Annotated in this window: 18 protein-coding genes; 6 read left to right on the forward strand and 12 right to left on the reverse strand. The window is 70.6% G+C overall.

Annotated features, from left to right (window positions below):
* Positions 1-28 precede the first annotated feature (28 nt).
* The 9 genes from test1122_RS01530 to test1122_RS01570 form a co-directional block, all read right to left on the reverse strand.
* Positions 29-1,186 (reverse strand): GNAT family N-acetyltransferase, encoded by a 1,158-nt coding sequence (locus tag test1122_RS01530; protein WP_232267338.1) that lies wholly within the window; start codon positions 1,184-1,186, stop codon positions 29-31.
* Positions 1,183-1,938, reverse strand: a complete 756-nt coding sequence (locus test1122_RS01535; protein WP_232267339.1) for a YveK family protein — start codon at positions 1,936-1,938, stop codon at positions 1,183-1,185. The genes test1122_RS01530 and test1122_RS01535 overlap by 4 nt, the downstream gene beginning before the upstream one ends.
* An 8-nt stretch (positions 1,939-1,946) precedes the next feature.
* Positions 1,947-3,086, reverse strand: coding sequence for a glycosyltransferase (locus test1122_RS01540; RefSeq protein ID WP_232267340.1), 1,140 nt, complete (start codon positions 3,084-3,086; stop codon positions 1,947-1,949).
* On the reverse strand, positions 3,083-3,898 hold the full coding sequence (locus tag test1122_RS01545; RefSeq protein WP_422396898.1) for a polysaccharide deacetylase family protein: 816 nt from the start codon (positions 3,896-3,898) through the stop codon (positions 3,083-3,085). The genes test1122_RS01540 and test1122_RS01545 overlap by 4 nt, the downstream gene beginning before the upstream one ends.
* Complete coding sequence (locus test1122_RS01550; RefSeq protein ID WP_232271705.1) at positions 3,888-5,507, reverse strand: lipid II flippase MurJ; 1,620 nt, start codon at positions 5,505-5,507, stop codon at positions 3,888-3,890. The genes test1122_RS01545 and test1122_RS01550 overlap by 11 nt, the downstream gene beginning before the upstream one ends.
* 5 nt (positions 5,508-5,512) lie before the next feature.
* A complete protein-coding gene (locus test1122_RS01555; protein WP_422396899.1) occupies positions 5,513-6,889 on the reverse strand; it encodes an O-antigen ligase family protein in 1,377 nt (458 codons plus the stop codon).
* A 2-nt stretch (positions 6,890-6,891) separates the two neighbouring features.
* On the reverse strand, positions 6,892-8,400 hold the full coding sequence (locus tag test1122_RS01560; protein WP_232267341.1) for an exopolysaccharide biosynthesis polyprenyl glycosylphosphotransferase: 1,509 nt from the start codon (positions 8,398-8,400) through the stop codon (positions 6,892-6,894).
* Positions 8,397-9,587, reverse strand: a complete 1,191-nt coding sequence (locus test1122_RS01565) for a glycosyltransferase (RefSeq protein WP_232267342.1) — start codon at positions 9,585-9,587, stop codon at positions 8,397-8,399. Before test1122_RS01565 ends, test1122_RS01560 begins: the two co-directional genes overlap by 4 nt.
* A gap of 64 nt (positions 9,588-9,651) precedes the next feature.
* The gene (locus test1122_RS01570; protein WP_232267343.1) at positions 9,652-10,731 is read right to left on the reverse strand and encodes a DUF3344 domain-containing protein; all 1,080 of its coding nucleotides are present in this window, start codon (positions 10,729-10,731) and stop codon (positions 9,652-9,654) included.
* Positions 10,732-11,008: 277 nt separating this feature from the next.
* Here test1122_RS01570 and test1122_RS01575 point away from each other — a divergent pair, with 277 nt between their 5' ends.
* Positions 11,009-11,257, forward strand: coding sequence for a chaplin (locus test1122_RS01575; RefSeq protein ID WP_232267344.1), 249 nt, complete (start codon positions 11,009-11,011; stop codon positions 11,255-11,257).
* A gap of 84 nt (positions 11,258-11,341) precedes the next feature.
* Here test1122_RS01575 and ligD read toward each other — a convergent pair whose 3' ends face one another.
* On the reverse strand, positions 11,342-12,355 hold the full coding sequence (ligD, locus tag test1122_RS01580; protein ID WP_232267345.1) for a non-homologous end-joining DNA ligase: 1,014 nt from the start codon (positions 12,353-12,355) through the stop codon (positions 11,342-11,344).
* 77 nt (positions 12,356-12,432) lie between these two features.
* Between ligD and test1122_RS01585 the strand changes: the two genes are divergently transcribed.
* Positions 12,433-13,500: an ATP-dependent DNA ligase gene (locus test1122_RS01585; protein WP_232267346.1), complete on the forward strand. Its 1,068-nt coding sequence runs from the start codon at positions 12,433-12,435 to the stop codon at positions 13,498-13,500.
* Positions 13,501-13,534: 34 nt separating this feature from the next.
* Here test1122_RS01585 and test1122_RS01590 read toward each other — a convergent pair whose 3' ends face one another.
* Complete coding sequence (locus tag test1122_RS01590; RefSeq protein WP_232267347.1) at positions 13,535-15,190, reverse strand: FAD-binding dehydrogenase; 1,656 nt, start codon at positions 15,188-15,190, stop codon at positions 13,535-13,537.
* 138 nt (positions 15,191-15,328) lie between these two features.
* On the opposite strand from test1122_RS01590, the gene test1122_RS01595 reads away from it, so the two are divergent.
* Genes test1122_RS01595 through test1122_RS01610 form a run of 4 tightly spaced genes read left to right on the forward strand, consistent with a single transcriptional unit; the run spans position 15,329 to position 17,092 of the window.
* A complete protein-coding gene (locus tag test1122_RS01595; protein ID WP_232271707.1) occupies positions 15,329-15,856 on the forward strand; it encodes an NUDIX domain-containing protein in 528 nt (175 codons plus the stop codon).
* 26 nt (positions 15,857-15,882) lie between these two features.
* Positions 15,883-16,278 (forward strand): YidH family protein, encoded by a 396-nt coding sequence (locus tag test1122_RS01600; RefSeq protein ID WP_232267348.1) that lies wholly within the window; start codon positions 15,883-15,885, stop codon positions 16,276-16,278.
* Complete coding sequence (locus test1122_RS01605; RefSeq protein WP_232267349.1) at positions 16,278-16,601, forward strand: DUF202 domain-containing protein; 324 nt, start codon at positions 16,278-16,280, stop codon at positions 16,599-16,601. The genes test1122_RS01600 and test1122_RS01605 overlap by 1 nt, the downstream gene beginning before the upstream one ends.
* Positions 16,595-17,092 carry a gluconokinase gene (locus tag test1122_RS01610; RefSeq protein ID WP_232267350.1) on the forward strand — a complete coding sequence of 166 codons (498 nt, stop codon included), beginning with the start codon at positions 16,595-16,597 and terminating at the stop codon, positions 17,090-17,092. Before test1122_RS01605 ends, test1122_RS01610 begins: the two co-directional genes overlap by 7 nt.
* 2 nt (positions 17,093-17,094) lie before the next feature.
* Here the strand turns inward: test1122_RS01610 and test1122_RS01615 are convergent, their stop codons facing one another.
* Complete coding sequence (locus tag test1122_RS01615; protein WP_232267351.1) at positions 17,095-17,859, reverse strand: SDR family NAD(P)-dependent oxidoreductase; 765 nt, start codon at positions 17,857-17,859, stop codon at positions 17,095-17,097.
* Positions 17,860-18,065: the final 206 nt, after the last annotated feature.

Consider the following 18,065-nt stretch of genomic DNA (forward strand, 5'->3'; position numbering starts at 1 on the left):
GCTGAGCCGGACGGGAGCGGCAACGGCTTCACCTCTTCGTACCATCCGCACGCCAGCTGTTCAGCCGGGAACGCCATCTGCCTACGGCCGGCATCTTCGTCCGGACGGCTTCGGCCGCCAGGGACCGGCCGGCCACCTGGGCCGCGTGCAGCCCGAGCGCGGGGGCCAGTGCGTGCCGGGCGAGCAGAAACCGCTGGTTGATGACGGTCTCCGGTCGCCAGTGGCGCTTGTACGGCTCGGTGCCGCGCAGCATGCTGAGCACGCTGCGGCCGGTCTCGGTCACATGGCGGGCATCGTGGCGCAGCAGCATGGTCGTGATGTCCACCTTCCTGGCCCGCAGTTCGGGATGGGCGCCGTAGAGGTAGCCGCCGGCCAGGTCCGCGGACATCAAGGTCATGTCCGTGGCCACCACTTCGCCGCCCATCCGGTACTCGGTGAGGAGAGCATCGCCGCTGCTGACCATCTGGGTGGTGGCCCGTACCAGATGTTCCGCGAAGCGCGGCCTGAGGTGTTCGGGGGTCACGCCCCGGCCCTGCCACTGCAGGCCATGCAGCCTGAGCATGGTGTTCACGGCCTTCGGGACCTCGTGTCCCGGCACAACGCGCTCCTCGATGTCCAGGGCCTCCAGTTTGCGCAGCTTGGCGCGGAACCTTCGGGCGCTCGGACTGGGCAACCGTTTCAGCAGCTCGGGCAGGGGAGCACCGGGCAGCTCCAGGCACTCCGAGTCCCGCAGCCGCAGACGTAGCCCGGGCCAGCAGTCGTAAAGCCGCTCGGCGGCGGCTCCGGGGCGTACCTCACGCAGATCGATCAGGGCGCACCGCGCGGCGTGCCACAGGCCCCGGGCGAGACCGGCCGCCGCGGTGGAGGCGCAGGAGTCGTCCAGCAGAACATCGGAGAAGTCGGAGATGTCCCCGCCGAGGGGCACCAGCAACGGCAGCGGCCGGAACGACAGCATCAGCGGGGCGACACCGATCAGCCGCCCCGCCCGTCGTACCAGCACCAGGCGCAGCCGTCCCGGGATGCCGTACGACAGCCACCAGGAGTGCAGCCAGGGGTGGCTCTGGAATGGGGTGGCGGCCCCGCAGCGCCGGTGCAGTTCATTCCATCGCGGGCCCAGCGCCGCGAACTGTCGCGGGTCGCGGCACAGCGTCACGGACAGTCCTGACGCACGCTGATCGGCCGTCATCGCGCCCCTTCCATTTCCTTCCCGGCCGGTTCCCGCACCCCGGTGGTCCGCGCTGGAGTATCTGGTGCCGGAGCACTCTGCGCTGAGGTGTTCTGCGCCGAGGTGTTCTGGACCGGGGCCGGCAGAGCGGAAATCGCCGAGCGGCGGCCGCCGAGCGGGCGCACGAGCTGGAACAGACCGCCCACCAGTCCCCCGGCGCAGCCGCCGACGGCGGCGGAGAGGGCGGCCGAGGGGGAGGAGGGGGCGGTGGGTGTGAGCGCTTCAGCGAAGAGCACCAGCCGTACCCGGGTGCTCTTCGCGGACTCGTTGCCGTTGCGGGTCAACGCCCGCGCCACCGCGTTGGCGAAGTCGGCTGCCCGCTCGGCCCGGGTGTCGGTGCCGGTGATCTCAATGACCGGTGCGTCCGGTGAGGTGGCCGAGCGCACACTTTTCCGCAGGGCGGCCGCTGGCACTCCAGCCGCCACCCGGGCGTCCCGGAGGACGGCGCCGCTGGTGGCGACTCGGCCATAGGCCTGTGTGAAGCCGAGTGCTGTCGCTGAGTCAGCGCGTGCGCCCGGCACCACGACCACATAGCCGGTGGCGGTGTACTGCGGGGTTCTGAGCATTCCGTAGGCGCCTCCGCAAACCACCCCCAGCAGGAGGCAGAGCGCGGCCGGCCACCAGCTGGGCAGTGGCGTGAGCCACGAGCGCAGACGGCTGATCGGTCCAGGTGCACAGGGCTCGGACCGGACGGTCCCGGTCGGGTCGGTCATGGCGGTACTCACCTCTTCAAGTGGGGCCGGGCGGTGCGGGTGGCGCGTTCGTAGATGCTCATCAGGCGGTCAGCACTGCGGCTGATGTCATAGCGGTCCACCGCGGCGGGTACGGACAGCCGACGGATCCCGGCTTCCTGCTGCTCCCGCAGAGCGGCGGTCAGCTCGGCGCTGCCCGGTCCGATCCGGCGCGCGCCGGGGGCCGCGTCCGGCGGCAGCTCATCGATCGCCGGGCAGGTGACATGGAGGACGGGGAGCCCGGCCGCGAGCGCTTCGAGCACGGCGAGGCCGAAGGCTTCCTCGGCGGACGGAGATACGAAGACATCCATGGCGGCGAGCAGTCCGGGCAGGTCCGGGCCCGCGTCGGAGGTGGCCGCGACGGCTCCGTCACGCTCTCCCAGCAGCCGGACCCGGTCAGCCGCGCCGAGCCGGGCCGCCAGCCGCTCCAGGGCGGCCCGCTCCGGTCCGTCGCCGACCAGAAGCAGCCGCGCCTGGGGCAGTGCGGCGACGGCCCGGACCAGCACCTCGAAGCGTTTGCCGGGCACCAGCCGTCCCACGCCGCCGACGACGAAGACATGCTGCGGCAGGCCGATCCGGGCCCGGGTGTCTTTGCGCGCGGCGGGGTTGAAGCGGAAGCGGCCTGCCTCGATGCCGTTGGGCACCACCTCGATACGCGGGCCGGGGACGCCCCAGTCACGCAGCCGCCGGGCGACGGTGGCGGACACCGCCACGGTGGTGGCACCCAGCTTCTCGGTGGCCAGATACAGCGCTCGGGTCCCACGGGTGAGCGGGCGGCCCTCGATCCGGGCGTCACCCAGTGAGTGCTCGGTGGCGACCACGGTCCGAACTCCGGCCAGCCGGGCGGCGATCCGGCCATAGACACAGGCCCGGTAGAGATGGGTGTGGACCAGGTCATAGCCGTCGTCCCGGATCAGCCGGGCGAGCCGGGGAAGCGCCGGCAGATCGCGGTTGCCCGTCATACCCAGATCGGTGACGCGCACGCCATCGGCCCGCATGCCCGCCGCCACGGCACCGGGGTTGGTCAGGGTGATGACATCACAGGACAGCGGCAGCCGCCGGAGCAGCAGCCGCAGTTGCTGCTCGGCGCCGCCGACGCCAAGCCCGGTGATGATGTGCAAGGCCCTCACCGGCCGCCTCCCGGGTTCGGGGACCCGAGGGGGGCGGCCGGCTCAGCGGGCAGTGCACGGCGGCGCACCGGGTGGAGCACTCTCTTGAGGTACAGGCGCCCGGTGGTGTCCGTGTCACCGATATGGGCACGGGGCAGGGCGTACCGCCCGGTCAGCGGCCCGGGGTCGATGGCGCAGGCGTAGCCGTAGCCCGCGGTGCGTACGGCGTCGACGGCTCGTTTGTCGACGGCGCCATAGGCGTAGCAGAAGCCGTCCGGCGCGCCGCCGGTGATCTCCCGTAGCAGGGCACGGCTGTGCGCCGTCTCCTGCCGCAGTACGTCATCGCCGGCCGTGGTCAGATCCTCGTGGCGCAGGCCATGGGAGCCGATCTCCATTCCGGCGCGCGCGGCGGCACGGATCCCCTCCTCGGTCAGCAGCGGCTTACGCGGGCCCAGGGGGTCCCAGTCATTGCCGCCGCCGAGCCTGCCGGGCAGTACGAACACCGTGGCGGTGTACCCGTGGTGGCGCAGCAGTGGAACAGCGTGCTCGACAAAGTCGGCGTAGCCGTCGTCGAAGGTCAGTCCCACCAGTCCCGCGCTGCGTCCGGCGGCGCGGGCACGCAGCAGCTCACCGACGCTCACCCCGGTCAGGCCACGCTTCCCCAGCCAGGACAGCTGATGGTGCAGCCGGTCGGGAGAGACGGTGATCTGGTAGGGGTCCTCGGTGTACTCGGTCACCGAGTGGTACATCAGCAGCCAGGGCGGGGACAGCCGGTGGCGCAGCAGGGTCTTGGAGGGCGTGGAGCGGCGCGTACGCGCCCAGTCAGCGGACATGGCGGAGCCTTCGTTTGACGGCGGAGATCAGCTGCGGTACTTCCGGTGCCCGTACGGCCAGGGCCGCAGCGGTAAAGACGGCCGGGACGACCAGACAGCCGGCCGCGGCGGTGAGGAGGGTGCCGGGGGTCAGCGGTGCCACCGACCAGCCGACTGCGGCGGCCACCCCGGCGGCCAGTGCCAGCCGGCCGAGGCCGTCCGCCATCCGGCGCACATTGATGGCGATCATGCGAGCGCCCAGACCGCGCAGCAGCAGCAGTGCGGTGGCGGTGATCCCTGCGGCGTTGGCGGCCGCGATGCCATGGATGCCCCAGTGCGGGGCGGCGACCGCGCCGGCCGTCACAGTGATCAGCAGGCCGACGGCCATCGCAGCCGCCGGATACCAGGTGGGGTGCGCCGCGGAGAAGAAGGGCCGGACCAGGGCGCCGACCAGGCTGTGGCCGAGCAGACCGAGCGCGTAGACCCGCATCACGGACGCGGTGGCGGTGGTGTCGCGGGCTTCGAACGCCCCCCGCTCAAAGAGCAGTTCAATGATCTGGGGCGCGTAGGCGACCACATAGGCGGCGCCCAGCAGGACCACGACCCCGGCCAGGGTCAGATCACGCTCCACCCGGCGCCGGGCCCGGTCCGCTTCGCCGTCGGCCATGGCCCGCGCGACCACCGGGAAGGTGACGGTGCAGATCATCAGGGAGAGCACCATCGGCATCTGGGCCACCTTCTGGGCGTAGTTCAGATGCGAGATGGCTCCGGCCGGCAGCGTCGAGGCGAAAAACCTCTCGACCAGCACCTGAGCCTGACGGCTCAGCGCGAACAGCACAACCGGGGCCAGCAGACCGAGGCTCAGCAGCGCGGCGCGATCGGTGGTGGGGGCGGTGCGGTGGCGCCGTCCGCTGCCCCCGTGGGCGCGGACGGACAGCCGCCGCACAAAGGCCGGGAGCTGGACGAGCACCATCAGGGTGCCGCCCGCAGCGACCCCCAGCGCGGCGGCGCGCACCCCGAACAGGGAGTGCAGCGTCAGCATGGTCGCGATGATGCCCAGGTTGTACGCGACGTAGATCGTGGCGGGCGGGACGAAGCTGCGGTGGGCCCGCAGCGCGGCGCTGAAATATCCGGCGGTACCGAAGGTGAGAACGGTGACGGCCGTCAGCCGGGTGCAGTCCACCGCCAGGGAAGGGTCTTCGAGTCCGGGCGTGAGGATCCGTACAAAGAGCGGCGCCCCGACGGCCAGGAGCCCGGCGGCCCCGGCCAGCACGGCGAACAGCCAGGGAAAGGTGGCGGACACCAGGGACCGGACGGGATCCGGGCCGGGCCGGGCCCGGCCGGTACGGAGCAGGGCCCGGCGGGAGAGGGCCAGGCTGAAGGCCGGGACGAGCACCAGGGCCATCGCGTCCTCGATGAGCAGCGTCGAGGCGACTTCGGGCACGGTCCAGGCGACCAGAAAGGCATCGGTGCCGCTGCCCGCGCCGAACAGGTGGGCGATGGTCTGGTCCCGTACGAGACCGAGGAGGGCCCCGGCGGCCGTCAGCACCGCGGTGATCGCCGCCGCTCGGGCGAGGAACCGTCCGAGCGGGGAGGAGGGGGACGGCGGGGCCTGGGCAGCGGTCGTCATATCGCTCACCGGGCGACCGCCTCATCCCCGGTCCGCGCCCCGGGACGCAGAGCCCACCAGGCGACCAGGCCGAACACCACGGCCGTCAGCACGCTTGTGGGGCCCCCGATGTCGGTGTAACCGAAGTCCACGAGCTGCCAAATGAGCAGCCCGGCCGCGATCAGCCCGCAGTCGGCGGCCGGTCCGCGCGGACGCGCGGTGGCGAGCCGCCGCAGTCCGCACGCCAGGAGCGCCGCCCAGCCGCCGACCAGCGCGGTGACCCCGATCAGTCCCTGCTCGCTCAGCACGAGCAGATACATGTTGTGCGGGGAGAGCAGCGGTTCCCGCTGGAACTCCATCCCCGCGCCGGCGGTGTCGCTCGCCGAGGAGAGCCCGACCGAGGCGTGCCCGTCGCGGTGGGCTGGGAAGCCCTTGAGACCCACGCCGGTCGCCGGATGGTCGCGCCACATGCTCACGGCCGCCGCCCACATGGCGTACCGGTCGGTCACCGACCGGTCGGGCGCCGCGGTCACCTGGGTGATGCTGCTCAGTCGCTGTCCGATGAGGTCAGAGCCCACCCCGGCACCGCCCACGAGCACCACGATCGCGGCCATCAGCACAGTGAACGTCCGCAGTGCGAGCCGCAGTCCGGCCAGCAGCAGCACCGCTGTACCCGCCACGGCGGTGGCGATCCACGCGCCCCGGCTGAATGACAGCGTCAGCGGCACCAGCAGCGCGGCGGCGCAGCCGAGGGCGGCGGGCCGGAACCACCGGGGACTGCCCGCCGGCGGCGCCAGCCCCAGACTCAGGGCGATGATCACACCGTGGGATACGACCGTGGCCATGCTCATCACATGCACCGCGCCGAAGGTGCCGACCGCCCGGATGTCCTGACCCTGATACGACGCCCCGGTGCCCGTGAGGTACTGCTGGACCCCGATCGCTCCCTGCACCAGGGCGAGCAGCAGCACGGAGCCCGCGACCAGCCGGAAGTCGCGGCGGCCGCGCAGCAGGAGCAGCAGGGCGGCCGGCACCAGAACGAAGACCTGCAGATACCGGATAAAGCCGGTCAGGCTCGCCGCCGGGTCGCTGGACGCGACGGTGGCGACGGCGAACGCCCCAGCGGGGGCGGCCAGGATCACGGCGGCGGGCCAGCTCAGCGGCCGTGACCGGGCGCGCAGCACACGTACGGCGCAGTACACCACCAGCAGCGCGGAAGCCACGTCCGCGAGGGTGATCCGGCCGGCCGCGCTGGCGTCAGCGGTGTCAACGAGGGCGATGGGGCCGCTCAGCAGCAGCACGGTGGCGACAGCGGGCAGCACCGGCCACAGCGCGGCCAGCCGCTCCCGTACCCTGCTGGACGGCCACCAGGCGACCGCCGGGGTGTGCGACACCGTAGCCACCCTCAGCTACCCCCGAGCCGGACCAGGGAAGCGGCGGTGCGCAGCAGGATCCGCACGTCCTGCCAGAGCGACCAGGTCTCGATGTAGTGGTTGTCAAACCGTGCCCGGTCCTCAATGGAGGTGTCCCCGCGCAGCCCATGGACCTGGGCGAGGCCGGTGATACCCGCCGGCATCCGGTGGCGGGCGGCGTAGCCCGGATAAGTCTGGCTGAACTGCCGGACGAAGTACGGGCGTTCCGGCCGGGGGCCGACCAGGCTCATATCGCCGCGCAGCACATTCCACAGCTGCGGGAGCTCATCGAGCGAGGTACGGCGCAGCAGCCGCCCGACCGGGCTCATCCGGTGGTCGTCCGCGACGCTCCACAAGGTGGCCGACTCATGCTGGTCAGCGGGGAGCAGCGTACGGAACTTCAGCAGGACGAACCGCCGTCCCCCCTCGCCGATACGTTCCTGCCGGAAGATCACCCCGGGGCCGTCGGAGAGCCGGACGGCGAGCGCGCAGGCCAGCAGCAGCGGTGCGGTCGCCACCAGGGCCAGGGCCGCGACGGTGAGGTCCAGGGTCCGTTTCCCCAGAACGCCCGGGCGGCGCCGGGGGGCCGGGTCGATGCGCCGGCAGCCGAAGCCCCACATATGGCCGGCCCCCGGGACCCCGGCCGTGGCGGCGCCGGTGGCCGGATCGCAGTTCACCAGCCACACGGTGCAGCCCTGCGCCAGAAACAGCTGGACCAGGGCCGCGGCCTGTGGGTCCGCTTCCGGGGCGCAGCTGAAGACGGCATCCCGCACGGTGTTCTGGATGACGGCCCGGGTGATGTCCTCAACCGAGGTGAGCGCCGGAAGAGACAGGTCCGGCAGATTCGGCAGATTCGCCGCACCCGGTTCCTGGTCGGGACCGGGCACGACCAGGCCGACCGGGCGCATACCGTATTCGGGGTGCTCATACAGCGTGCTGGTGAGCCGCCGCCCGGCCGGGCCGACACCGACGATCAGCGCGGCACGCGGGTGGCGGCGGTCGGCCGAGCGACGTCCGAGATGCACGGCGCCACGGCCCGCGCAGGCCAGCAGGGAGTGCACCAGTACCAGGCTGAGCAGCATGGCCCAGCCGAAGGCGCGCTCCGGACGCACGGCGGCCAGCACCGCGGCCGTCGCACACCAGGTGGCCGCCGCACGGCCGAACAGCGTGGGCAGCTCATCGAGGGCGGACCCACAGAGTCCGGGCCGGTACAGCCCACCGTGCGCGTTGAGCAGTACGACGATCGGCAGGCCCGGGCCGAGCACGATCAGGGCTTGCTCCGTTCCGCTCACCGCGGTCACGGCGATGGCCGCCGAGAGACAGTCGGCGAGGACGAGCGGCGCGGTGGTCCGGCGTCGGTACGGGCGCTGCCGACTGGGCGGCGTCGCCGGCCAGCCCGCCGATCGGGGAGGGGGAAAGACCGACGTGGCCGCGTGCTTCTGAGCCACCGGACTGGCCATGACCCGACCGGAATTGGGCACGTCCGCGCTCTCCGTCGTCATCGCCTGATGCGCTCCCTGCACTCGGGGTGCGGCAAGCCGAGTAGTTCGCGGTACAGCTCCGATACCGCCGCCGCCGTCCGCCGCACGTCGTAGGTCGTCCGTACGTGTTCCTGGGCCTGCCGACCCAGCCTGTCGCGCAGTTGCGGGTTCATCAGCAGATGGGTCAGCGCCCGGGCGAGCGCCGGTGGCTCCGCTGGCGGCACCAGACAGGCCGGTCGCTGAGCCGGATGCAGGCTTTCCCGGGCGCCACTGACGTCGGAGACCACGACCGGCCGGCCGCAGGCCATCGCCTCCAGCGGCGCCAGGGCCATGCCCTCCCAGCGGGACGGCAGCACGACGAGGTCCGCCGCCTGGTACCAGGGCACGGTGTCCTCCGCGGCACCGGCGAACAGCACCTGCGCGGGGGCGGCGCTCAGCAGCGCGTCCCGGTCGGGCCCAGCGCCGACCAGGGCAAGGCGGGCGCCGGGGATCCGCGCGGTGACCTCCGGCCAGGCCCGTAGCAGTACATCCTGACCTTTCTGCGGGCACAGCCGGCCGACACAGACCACCAGCGGCCCCTGCGACGGCAGACCCTCCAGGGCGGGCAGCCGGGCGCGGGCCCGCTCCCTGGCCGAAGCGCCTGCCCAGGGGTCCGCCGGGCGGAAGCGGCCGAGGTCAACGCCGTTACGGATCACCGCCCAGCGGGCGGCCACCCCGGACAGCTGGCCGCGGCGGCGCTCGGCCTCGCTGACGCACACCACCCGCGCGGCCCAGCGGGCGGCGAAACGCTCCCAGCGCAGCGCCAGTCCGGCGGTCACCCCGCCGAGGGCCTCGAAAGACCAGGCGTGCGGCTGGAAGACCGTGGGAATACGGCCGCGCACCGCGAGCCGTACGGCGAGTCCGGCCTTGGCGCTGTGAGCGTGCACCAGGTCGGGCGCGGTCCGCTGGATCAGCCGGGCGACCCGCCGGGCCTCGGCCGGCAGGGCGGGTCCTGGTGCCCGGCTCGCCCGCCAGGGGTGCACCTCGGCTCCCGCTGAAGCCGCCGATTCGCTCAGCACGCCCCCGGGCGGGCAGGCCACGAGGACGCGCGTCCGCTGCGCTGTCTGGGCTCGTACCAGTTCGGTGACGACCCGGGCGACTCCGCCGTCAACGGGCTGCGCGATATGGAGCACGGTCAATGGGCGGGTGGATTGCTCATGTTGCGGCACGCGCGGTTCTCCCCGTACACACGGATCGGCTGGACCTTGCTTCCGAGACGTCCCGGAGTCGCCCTCAGTGGCGTGCGTCGGCCTGCACGAAGAGCGCGCCTGTCTGATAGCCCTCGTCTCTGGTGCCGAAGCGGAAGTGCAGTCTGCTGCCGCCGGCCTTCAGCGCGGGTTTGATATCGAATACATCGGAGTCGTACCCCAGAGTGTTCTCATAAGCTGGCTGACGGCCGGTTGCATTGCGACCGTGATCAGCAATCGTGGAGTTCATCACATCGTTCACGGGGTTGGCGGCATCGCGCAGCCGGACCGCTTTACGGCCGTCCGCGTTCACTGTCAGCACGTCATTTCCGGTGCCCCGGTCGCCGTTGTAGGCCACGACACCTACACTGCCCGACGCTTTCGGCGGAATACTCATACCGCCCAAGTCGATTGAGAAGCTCTTACGGCCAGTGGTCAGTGATTCAAAGCCATCCCAGATGGCGAGGTGACGCAGCGGCTCTCGCTGGTTCTCATAGGCGACCACCAGCGTCCAGCCGCCCCAGGCTCCGGCCTTCGACTTCCCCATGGCGACATTGACCTGCGCCACGGTGTAGTAGCCGGACCCGCTGTGCCGCACCAGGCCGGTGACATCCGCGGACGCCTGGAAGCCGTCCGTGTGCCTGGTGGTGCGGTGCCCGATGAGGCTGTCGGCCAGGACCTCCTTGTAGTCCCCGCCCGGCTCGGCGATGAGCACCCGGCCGTTGTCCTCCGGCGGTTTCTGCTCGCCGACGCGGAGGTTGCCGCCCCAGTACAGCCGGGCGTAGCTCACCCGGGAGCCGGACGGAACGCGCAGCCGCGCCCGGCTGGAGTTGTAGGTGTTGGGGTCGTTGTCGACATCGACGTAGGACATCTCGTAGGCGCCGTTGACCCCGGCCCCGCGCCGAGCCGCCTCGCATGAGCTGGCGCCCTTGCCCACCACGGACCGGCACGTGATGGAGGAGTTGGCCGCACGAACGATTCCGCCGTGCTGTACGGCCCCGTACCGCTGCCCGAACGGAACCCTGGGCGACTGCTGCGGAGCCGCCACCGCCGACGGCAGTGCCAGCGCCAGGGACGTCAGCGCACACAGCACACCGCGTCCGGCCAGGCCCATAGGCATTCGCATGGTTCACTCCGACTTCTATCAGTCAATCAGGAGAGCACCTTGACAGAAGGGAGGATGGAGATCACGCAGACGCGCTGACCGGGCCGAAAGGTGACCCTCGTGCCAGAGAATTATTTGCCTTCGTTCTCCAGCGCACCGGCACTCGCTGTCGGTAGTTGACGCAACCGCCGACGGCAGTTGACGCAGAAAATTAACCCATCGGGTGATCACGCGTATCTACGCTCCATTGTGCTCGTTGGGCGAGGTGCCTCATTCACTAACTGAAAGGAAAATGGTGATGAAGCGCATCGTTAAGGCCACCACGATCGCTGCGGTCGGCTGTGCCCTCATGCTCGGTAGCACGGGCACCGCGATGGCTGACTCCAGTGGCGCGCACGCGAAGGGCGTTGCCGCGAAATCCCCCGGTGTCATCAGCGGGAATGTGATTCAGGTCCCGATCGGCATCCCGATCAACCTCTGCGGTAACACCATCAACGTCATCGGGCTGCTGAACCCGGCGACGGGCAACCAGTGCATCAACAAGTGAGCTGATCGCTCACTCGGAGCTCTTCCCGCCCCACTCCGCGACGGCCCCCGGATGCTGTGTATCCGCGGGCCGTTGGCGGGGGCGTCAGTGCCGGTCAGGCTTTGCTCGGCTGGGCTGCACGCGCTTGGGCTCGCCCTTCATCTTCGGGTGCTCCGGCGGGTAGGGCAGGTCCTCAAAGCCGTGGTCACGTTCATCCCGGCTGGCCATGTCGAGGACGGCATCGAGCCGGTACGCGTGCTGATCCATGTCCGCGTGTACATCCCCCACCTCGGCATAGCGTGCCGGCATGGTCGCCAGATCGAAGTCCTCCGGGCGGGCGTCATCGAGCTCCTCCCAGCGCAGTGGCGCGGAGACGGGAGCGTGGGGACGTGGGCGGACGGAGTACGCGGCGGCGATGGTCCGGTCGCGGGCGGTCTGGTTGTAGTCCACGAAGATCTTGACGCCGCGTTCCTCCTTCCACCAGGACGTGGTGATCCGCTCCGGGGCACGCCGCTCCAGCTCCCTGCCGATGGCGATGGCCGAGCGCCGGACCTGGGTAAAGGTCCACTCCGGCACGATGGGCAGATAGACATGGATGCCCCGGCCACCGGATGTCTTCGGCCAGCCGCGCAGTCCCAGCTCATCGAGGAGCGTACGCAGCGCCCACGCAGCCCACCGGGCATCCTCGTAGTCCGTGCCCGGCTGGGGATCGAGGTCAATACGCAGTTCGTCCGGATGCTCGGTATCCGTGCGGCGTACCGGCCATGGGTGGAAGGTCAGACAGCCGAGGTTCGCCGCCCACAGCACGGCCGCTGTCTCGGTGGGGCAGATCTCATCGGCGTACCGTCCGCTGGGAAAGGCAATACGCCCGGTGGGGATCCACTCCGGGAGGTTTTTGGGCGCCCGCTTCTGGAAGAACGACTCCCCCGTTACGCCATCCGGGTAGCGCTCCAGGGTCGTCGGCCGGTCCCGCAAGGCCCGTACGATGCCGTCGCCGACCGAGAGGTAGTACCGGGCGAGGTCGAGCTTGGTGAACCCCCGCTGGGGGAAGTAGACCTTATCCGGATTGGACAGCCGGACCGTCCGCCCGCCGACCTCAAGCTCCAGCGTCTCGCCCATACGATCACGCTAGATCGCGGTGTTGCGGTGCGCCTCCCGGCGAGCGGAAGCCACCGGCCGGGCGCAGAATCACCATCATGGATCTTCCGGTGATGCCGCCCGTGAAACCGATGCTCGCCAGGACGGCGACCAGGATCCCGGCCGGTATGCACTACGAGGCCAAGTGGGACGGTTTCCGGGCCATTGTCTTCCGGGACGGCGATGAGATTGAGCTCGGCAGCCGCTCGGCCAAGCCCCTGACCCGCTACTTTCCGGAACTGGTCACGGCGCTGCGCACCAATCTGCCGTCGCGCTGTGTCGTGGACGGGGAGATCGTGGTTGTCCGCGGCGGGCGGCTGGACTTCGACGCGCTGACCGAACGCATTCACCCCGCGGATTCGCGGGTGCGGCTGCTCGCGCAGACCACTCCGGCAAGCCTGATCATCTTCGACCTGCTGGCGCTGGACGACTCCGCGCTGCTGGATGTCCCACTCAGCGATCGCCATGAACTGCTCACCAGGGCGCTGCGCGACGCCGCCGCCCCGGTCCATCTCGCTCCCGCCACGCGCGATCTCCATGTGGCCCGGCAGTGGTTCGAACAGTACGAAGGGGCCGGTCTCGACGGGGTGATCGCCAAGCGGCTTGACCTTCCGTACCGGCCGGACCAGCGTCTGATGGTCAAGATCAAGCATGAACGCACCGCTGACTGTGTGGTGGCGGGTCTGCGGCATCACAAGAGCGGTCCCGTCGTCGGCTCACTGCTGCTCGGTCTCTTCGACAGCTCCGGCCAACTGCAGCATGTCGGTGTCTGTGCCTCGTTCCCCATGCGCAGGCGGCAGCAGCTCATGGCCGAGCTGGAGCCGTTGCGGATGGCCTCCGCCAGCGGCCACCCCTGGGCCGGCTGGGAGCGCGAGGAAGCCCATGAGGCCAGCAGAATGCCTGGCGGGCCCAGCCGTTGGTCCGGGAAGAAGGACCTGTCCTGGGTGCCGTTGCGACCGGAGCGGGTGTGCGAGGTGGCATACGACCATATGCAGGGTGACCGCTTCCGGCATACGGCGCAGTTCCGCCGCTGGCGGCCCGATCGCGAGCCGGAGCAGTGCACCTACGCACAGCTGGCGGAGCCGGTCACCTATGACCTCGCCCAGGTGCTGAGCGGTCAGGCATGACCACAGCCGTTCAGCACTCCTGCCCGGCAGGACGTCAGCCCACCGCCTTGGCCGCTGCCCGGCCGGCCGTACGCCCGGAGAAGAGACAGCCACCGAGGAAGGTGCCCTCCAGGGAGCGGTAGCCGTGTACGCCTCCGCCGCCGAATCCGGCGGCCTCGCCCGCGGCGTAGACGCCGGGCAGCGGATCACCGCCTTCGGTCAGCACCCTGGAGGAGAGGTCCGTTTCCAGCCCGCCAAGGGTCTTACGGGTGAGGATGCCCAGGCGTACGGCGATCAGCGGACCGGCCTTCGGGTCGAGAAGCGGATGGGGGGAGGCGACGCGGATCAGCTTGTCGCCGAGGTAGTTCCGGGCACCTCGGATGGCGGTGACCTGGAGGTCCTTGGTGAAGGTGTTGCTGATCTCCCGGTCCCGGGCGGTGATTTCCCTGCGCAGTTCGCTCTCGTCGATGAGCTTGTCGCCGGTGAGGTCGTTCATCCGCCGCACCAGTGCGCCCAGATCACGTTCGACAATGAAGTCCTTGCCGTGGTCCATAAAGGCCTGTACGGGCCCCGGGGCGCCGGAGCGGGCGCGGCCCAGCACCTCGCGGACGCTTCGGCCGGTGAGGTCCGGGTTCTGCTCGGAGCCGGAGAGGGTGAACTCCTTCTCGATGATCTTCTGGCTGAGCACAAACCAGGTGTAGTCGTAGCCCGTGCGCATGATGTGGCCGAGTGTGCCGAGAGTGTCAAAGCCGGGGAAGAGCGGTACGGGCAGCCGCTTGCCGGTGGCGTCCAGCCACAGTGCGGACGGGCCGGGCAGGATACGTATGCCGTGCCCCGGCCAGATGGGGTTCCAGTTCTCTATGCCCTCGGTGTAGTGCCACATCCGGTCCCGGTTGATGATCCGGCCGCCGGTCTCCTCGGTGATGCCCAGCATCGCCCCGTCGACATGGGCCGGCACCCCGGAGAGCATCCGCTCGGGCGGGTCACCAAGGCGCGCGGGCCAGTTGGCGCGTACGAGGTCATGGTTGCCGCCGATACCGCCGGAGGTGACGATCACGGCCTGGGCGCGCAGTTCGAAGGCGCCGGTGACCTCGCGGCTGCTGGCCGTGCCGCGTTCGGCGGCGCTGGGCACCAGCACCTCGCCGGTGACGGTGTCGACCGTACCCGCGGAGCGGGACAGACCGGTGACCCGGTGCCGGAAGCGCAGCTCGACCCGGCCGCGCTGGGCGCCCGCCCGGACCCGGCGCGCGAAGGGCTCGACGATGCCGGGCCCGGTGCCCCAGGTGATGTGGAAGCGCGGTACCGAGTTGCCATGGCCGGTGGCCTCGTAGCCGCCGCGTTCGGCCCATCCGACAATGGGAAAGAGCTTCAGCCCCTGCCGGCGCAGCCAGGCACGCTTCTCCCCGGCCGCGAAGTCGACATACGCCTCGGCCCAGCGCCGTGGCCAGTGGTCCTCCGCCCGGTCGAATCCGGCGGTGCCCAGCCAGTCCTGCCAGGCCAGCTCGTGACTGTCGCGGATACGCAGCCGCCGCTGCTCGGGGGAGTCCACAAGGAACAGCCCGCCGAAGGACCAGTGCGCCTGACCGCCGAGAGACTGCTCGGGCTCCTGGTCGAGCAGGATCACCTTCCGTCCGGCTTCGGCCAGTTCGGCGGTGGCGGCGAGCCCCGCGAGGCCCGCTCCGATCACAATGACATCCGCGTCATACGCCATGCCGAAGGCTTACCCGGCGGTAACAGCAACGTCAACCACTTGGCCGCATCTCCCCTCCCCCTCCATGAGCGGAGTCCCTCCATGAGCGGGCGGGGGCTGCCGGGTGTTTGGATAGACGGCATGGACGGTGTGGACGGCATGGCGGGCATGGACGCGGACGAGCTGCTGGACATCGTGGATGAGCACGACCGGGTGACCGGACAGGCCAGGCGCGGTGAGCTGATGGCGCGTCGGTGGCGGCACCGGTCGGTGTCAGTGCGGGTACGGGACGCCGAGGGACGGATCTTCGTCCACCGGCGCACCCCGGAGAAGCTGGTCTTCCCGTCGATGTATGACGTGATGGTCGGCGGGGTCGTCGCTGCGGGGGAGACCTATGACGAGGCGGCGCTGCGGGAGGCCGAGGAGGAGCTGGGGGTCCGTGGGCTGCCGATGCCGCGGCCGCGGCTGAAGTTCCTCTATGAGTCGCCGGAGCACATCTGGTTCCTCCAGGTGTACGACGTGGCCTGCACGCTTCCCGTGCGGCCCCAGGTGGCGGAGGTGGCCTGGTGGGACTTCCTCCCTGAGGACGAGCTGGAGCGACGGCTGCCGGGCTGGGAGGTCGTGCCGGACGGGCTGGAGGGCCATCGCAGACTGCGGCAGTGGCACCGGGACCACGCTGAGCGCTGAGCGGCGCCATTGTTTAGGCTCGAATCATGATCAGACGGCTCTTGGCGGCGCTGCGCCTGTGGTTCGCGCCGCACCGTGTACGAGCCGAGGGCAGCACGCCCGACTACCGCTTCTCACTCGCCAATGAGCGCACCTTTCTGGCCTGGATCCGTACGGCGCTGGCGCTGGTCGCGGGCGGTATCGCGGTGGACCAGTTCCTGACGGAGCTGCGCTGGGTGATGCGTACGGCCATCGCCGTGGCACTGCTGGCAGGCGGCGCGGTGTGCGCGCTGCGGGCGGTGAACCACTGGGTGCGCTGTGAGCGGGCGATGCGGCACGGTGAGGATCTTCCCGGGTCCCGCTTCCCGGCGCTGCTCGCGGTCGGCACGGCGGTGGCCGCGCTGTTGGTGGTGGCCGCGGTGGCGCTGAGCTGGGCGAGGTAGTGAGCACTGGGCCGGGGTCACTCCCCCGTGATCCGGGTGTGCAGCCGGAGCGCACCCGGCTGGCCTGGCGGCGTACCACGCTGGCTTTCGCGGTCGCCACGGTGCTGCTCTTCCGTGGTGTGCTCGTCAAGAGCGACGGGCCGGCCGAGTATGTGCTGGCGGCGGTAGGGGCACTCGCGTTGACAGCGCTGCTCGTCGTGGCGCACCGGCGCGGCCGGGAGCTCAAGGTCGCCGGGCCGTCGGCGCCGGCTCCGCGCACCATGCGGGCAACGGTGCTGTGTACTTTCACACTGGTGATTCTTGGGGTGGTACTGCTGTGGTGACGCCACTGCTGGTGGTCATGGGCGTATCGGGATCCGGCAAGTCGACGATTGGCACCCTGCTGGCCGAACGGCTCGGGGTGCCCTACGCGGAGGCCGATGACTTCCATCCCCCGGTGAACATCAGGAAGATGTCCACCGGCACCCCGCTGGACGACGAGGACCGCCGCCGCTGGCTGGACTCGATCGCCCGCTGGCTCACCGAACACCGCTGGCACGGCGGAGTGGTGAGCTGTTCCGCGCTCAAGCGCAGCTACCGCGATCGGCTGCGTCAGACCACTCCCGAGCTCGTCTTCGTTCATCTGGACGGCCCGCTGGAGCTGATCGCCCGTCGGCTGGCGAGGCGCAGTGATCACTTCATGCCGGAGAACCTGCTGCGGTCGCAGTTCGAGGCGCTGGAGGAGCTGCGTGATGATGAGCCGGGGGTCACTGTCTCCATCGACGCCGCGCCGGAAGACATCGCCGACCGTGCGCTGGCCGGGCTCTCCCGCTGAGCTCACATATGGGTCCCGCCGTCGATGCGGATCTCCGTACCGGTGATGAAGGCGCCGTCGTCCGAGGCAAGCGTCGCGATGACTCCGGCGACCGTCTCGGGCGGGGCGAAACCCTCACCGATGGCGGGCAGCAGGGTGGCCAGCAGACCGAAGTCCGCGTCCTCGGGGAGCCCCGGGTCGCTGGTCATTCCGGACTGGATCGAGCCGGGGGCGACGCATACGGCACGCAGGCCCTGCCTGCTGTACTCCCGCGCGATGGCGTGGGTGAAGGACTGGATGCCGCCCTTGCTCGCCGCATAGGCCGCCATATAGGGGTGTGCGAAAGAGGCCGAGGTGGAGCTGAAGTTCACCACAACGCCCCGGCCGGTCTCCAGCAGCGCGGGCAGCGCCGACCGGGTCACCAGGAACGTACCGGTGAGATTGGTGCCGATGACGGTGTTCCAGAGGTCGAGTGAGGTGTCGTGTGTATGCGAACCGCGCAGGATGCCCGCCGCGTTGACCAGCACATCAAGGCCACCGAGGACGGTGACGGCGTCCGGGACGGCCCGGCGCACCGCGGTCTCGTCCGCGATATCCAGCTCCACGGTGGTCAGGCGGACCTCCTGGCCGGCCGCCGTCGCCAGCCGTACCGTCTCCTTCAGTCCTTCCTCACTGATGTCGGCGGCCACCACCGTGCCGCCCTCGGCGAGCAGCCGCAGCACGGTGGCCCGGCCTATGCCGGAGCCACCACCGGTCAGCAACACCCGGCGTTTCCCGAAGCGTTTCATGCCACTGCCTCCTCCATGTCGGTCAGCGGGGCGGGAGCCTAGCGCCGCCGACCTGAGAACCCCAGCCTCGGGACGGTATCCGCTGCTACGCCGACGACCGGACCCAGCCCGCTCCGGTGGGCGGGTGTGCAACCACATACCGCTCACCCCTGGACGCCATACCGACTAGTCGGCATGATCGGTGCGGTCTGTCCCGTCCACTCCGG

Source organism: Streptomyces gobiensis (genome assembly GCF_021216675.1).
Taxonomy (GTDB): Bacteria; Actinomycetota; Actinomycetes; order Streptomycetales; family Streptomycetaceae; genus Streptomyces; species Streptomyces gobiensis.

Excerpts from the sequence above, each read along its gene's own strand:
- test1122_RS01530 (WP_232267338.1), bottom strand. The coding sequence starts at position 1,186 with ATGACGGCCGATCAGCGTGCGTCAGGACTGTCCGTGACGCTGTGCCGC.
- test1122_RS01600 (WP_232267348.1), top strand. The coding sequence starts at position 15,883 with ATGATCAGACGGCTCTTGGCGGCGCTGCGCCTGTGGTTCGCGCCGCAC.
- test1122_RS01545 (WP_422396898.1), bottom strand. The coding sequence starts at position 3,898 with ATGTCCGCTGACTGGGCGCGTACGCGCCGCTCCACGCCCTCCAAGACC.
- test1122_RS01575 (WP_232267344.1), top strand. The coding sequence starts at position 11,009 with ATGAAGCGCATCGTTAAGGCCACCACGATCGCTGCGGTCGGCTGTGCC.
- ligD (WP_232267345.1), bottom strand. The coding sequence starts at position 12,355 with ATGGGCGAGACGCTGGAGCTTGAGGTCGGCGGGCGGACGGTCCGGCTG.
- test1122_RS01585 (WP_232267346.1), top strand. The coding sequence starts at position 12,433 with ATGGATCTTCCGGTGATGCCGCCCGTGAAACCGATGCTCGCCAGGACG.
- test1122_RS01550 (WP_232271705.1), bottom strand. The coding sequence starts at position 5,507 with ATGACGACCGCTGCCCAGGCCCCGCCGTCCCCCTCCTCCCCGCTCGGA.
- test1122_RS01615 (WP_232267351.1), bottom strand. The coding sequence starts at position 17,859 with ATGAAACGCTTCGGGAAACGCCGGGTGTTGCTGACCGGTGGTGGCTCC.
- test1122_RS01535 (WP_232267339.1), bottom strand. The coding sequence starts at position 1,938 with ATGACCGACCCGACCGGGACCGTCCGGTCCGAGCCCTGTGCACCTGGA.
- test1122_RS01590 (WP_232267347.1), bottom strand. The coding sequence starts at position 15,190 with ATGGCGTATGACGCGGATGTCATTGTGATCGGAGCGGGCCTCGCGGGG.
- test1122_RS01560 (WP_232267341.1), bottom strand. The coding sequence starts at position 8,400 with ATGACGACGGAGAGCGCGGACGTGCCCAATTCCGGTCGGGTCATGGCC.
- test1122_RS01595 (WP_232271707.1), top strand. The coding sequence starts at position 15,329 with ATGGCGGGCATGGACGCGGACGAGCTGCTGGACATCGTGGATGAGCAC.
- test1122_RS01570 (WP_232267343.1), bottom strand. The coding sequence starts at position 10,731 with ATGCGAATGCCTATGGGCCTGGCCGGACGCGGTGTGCTGTGTGCGCTG.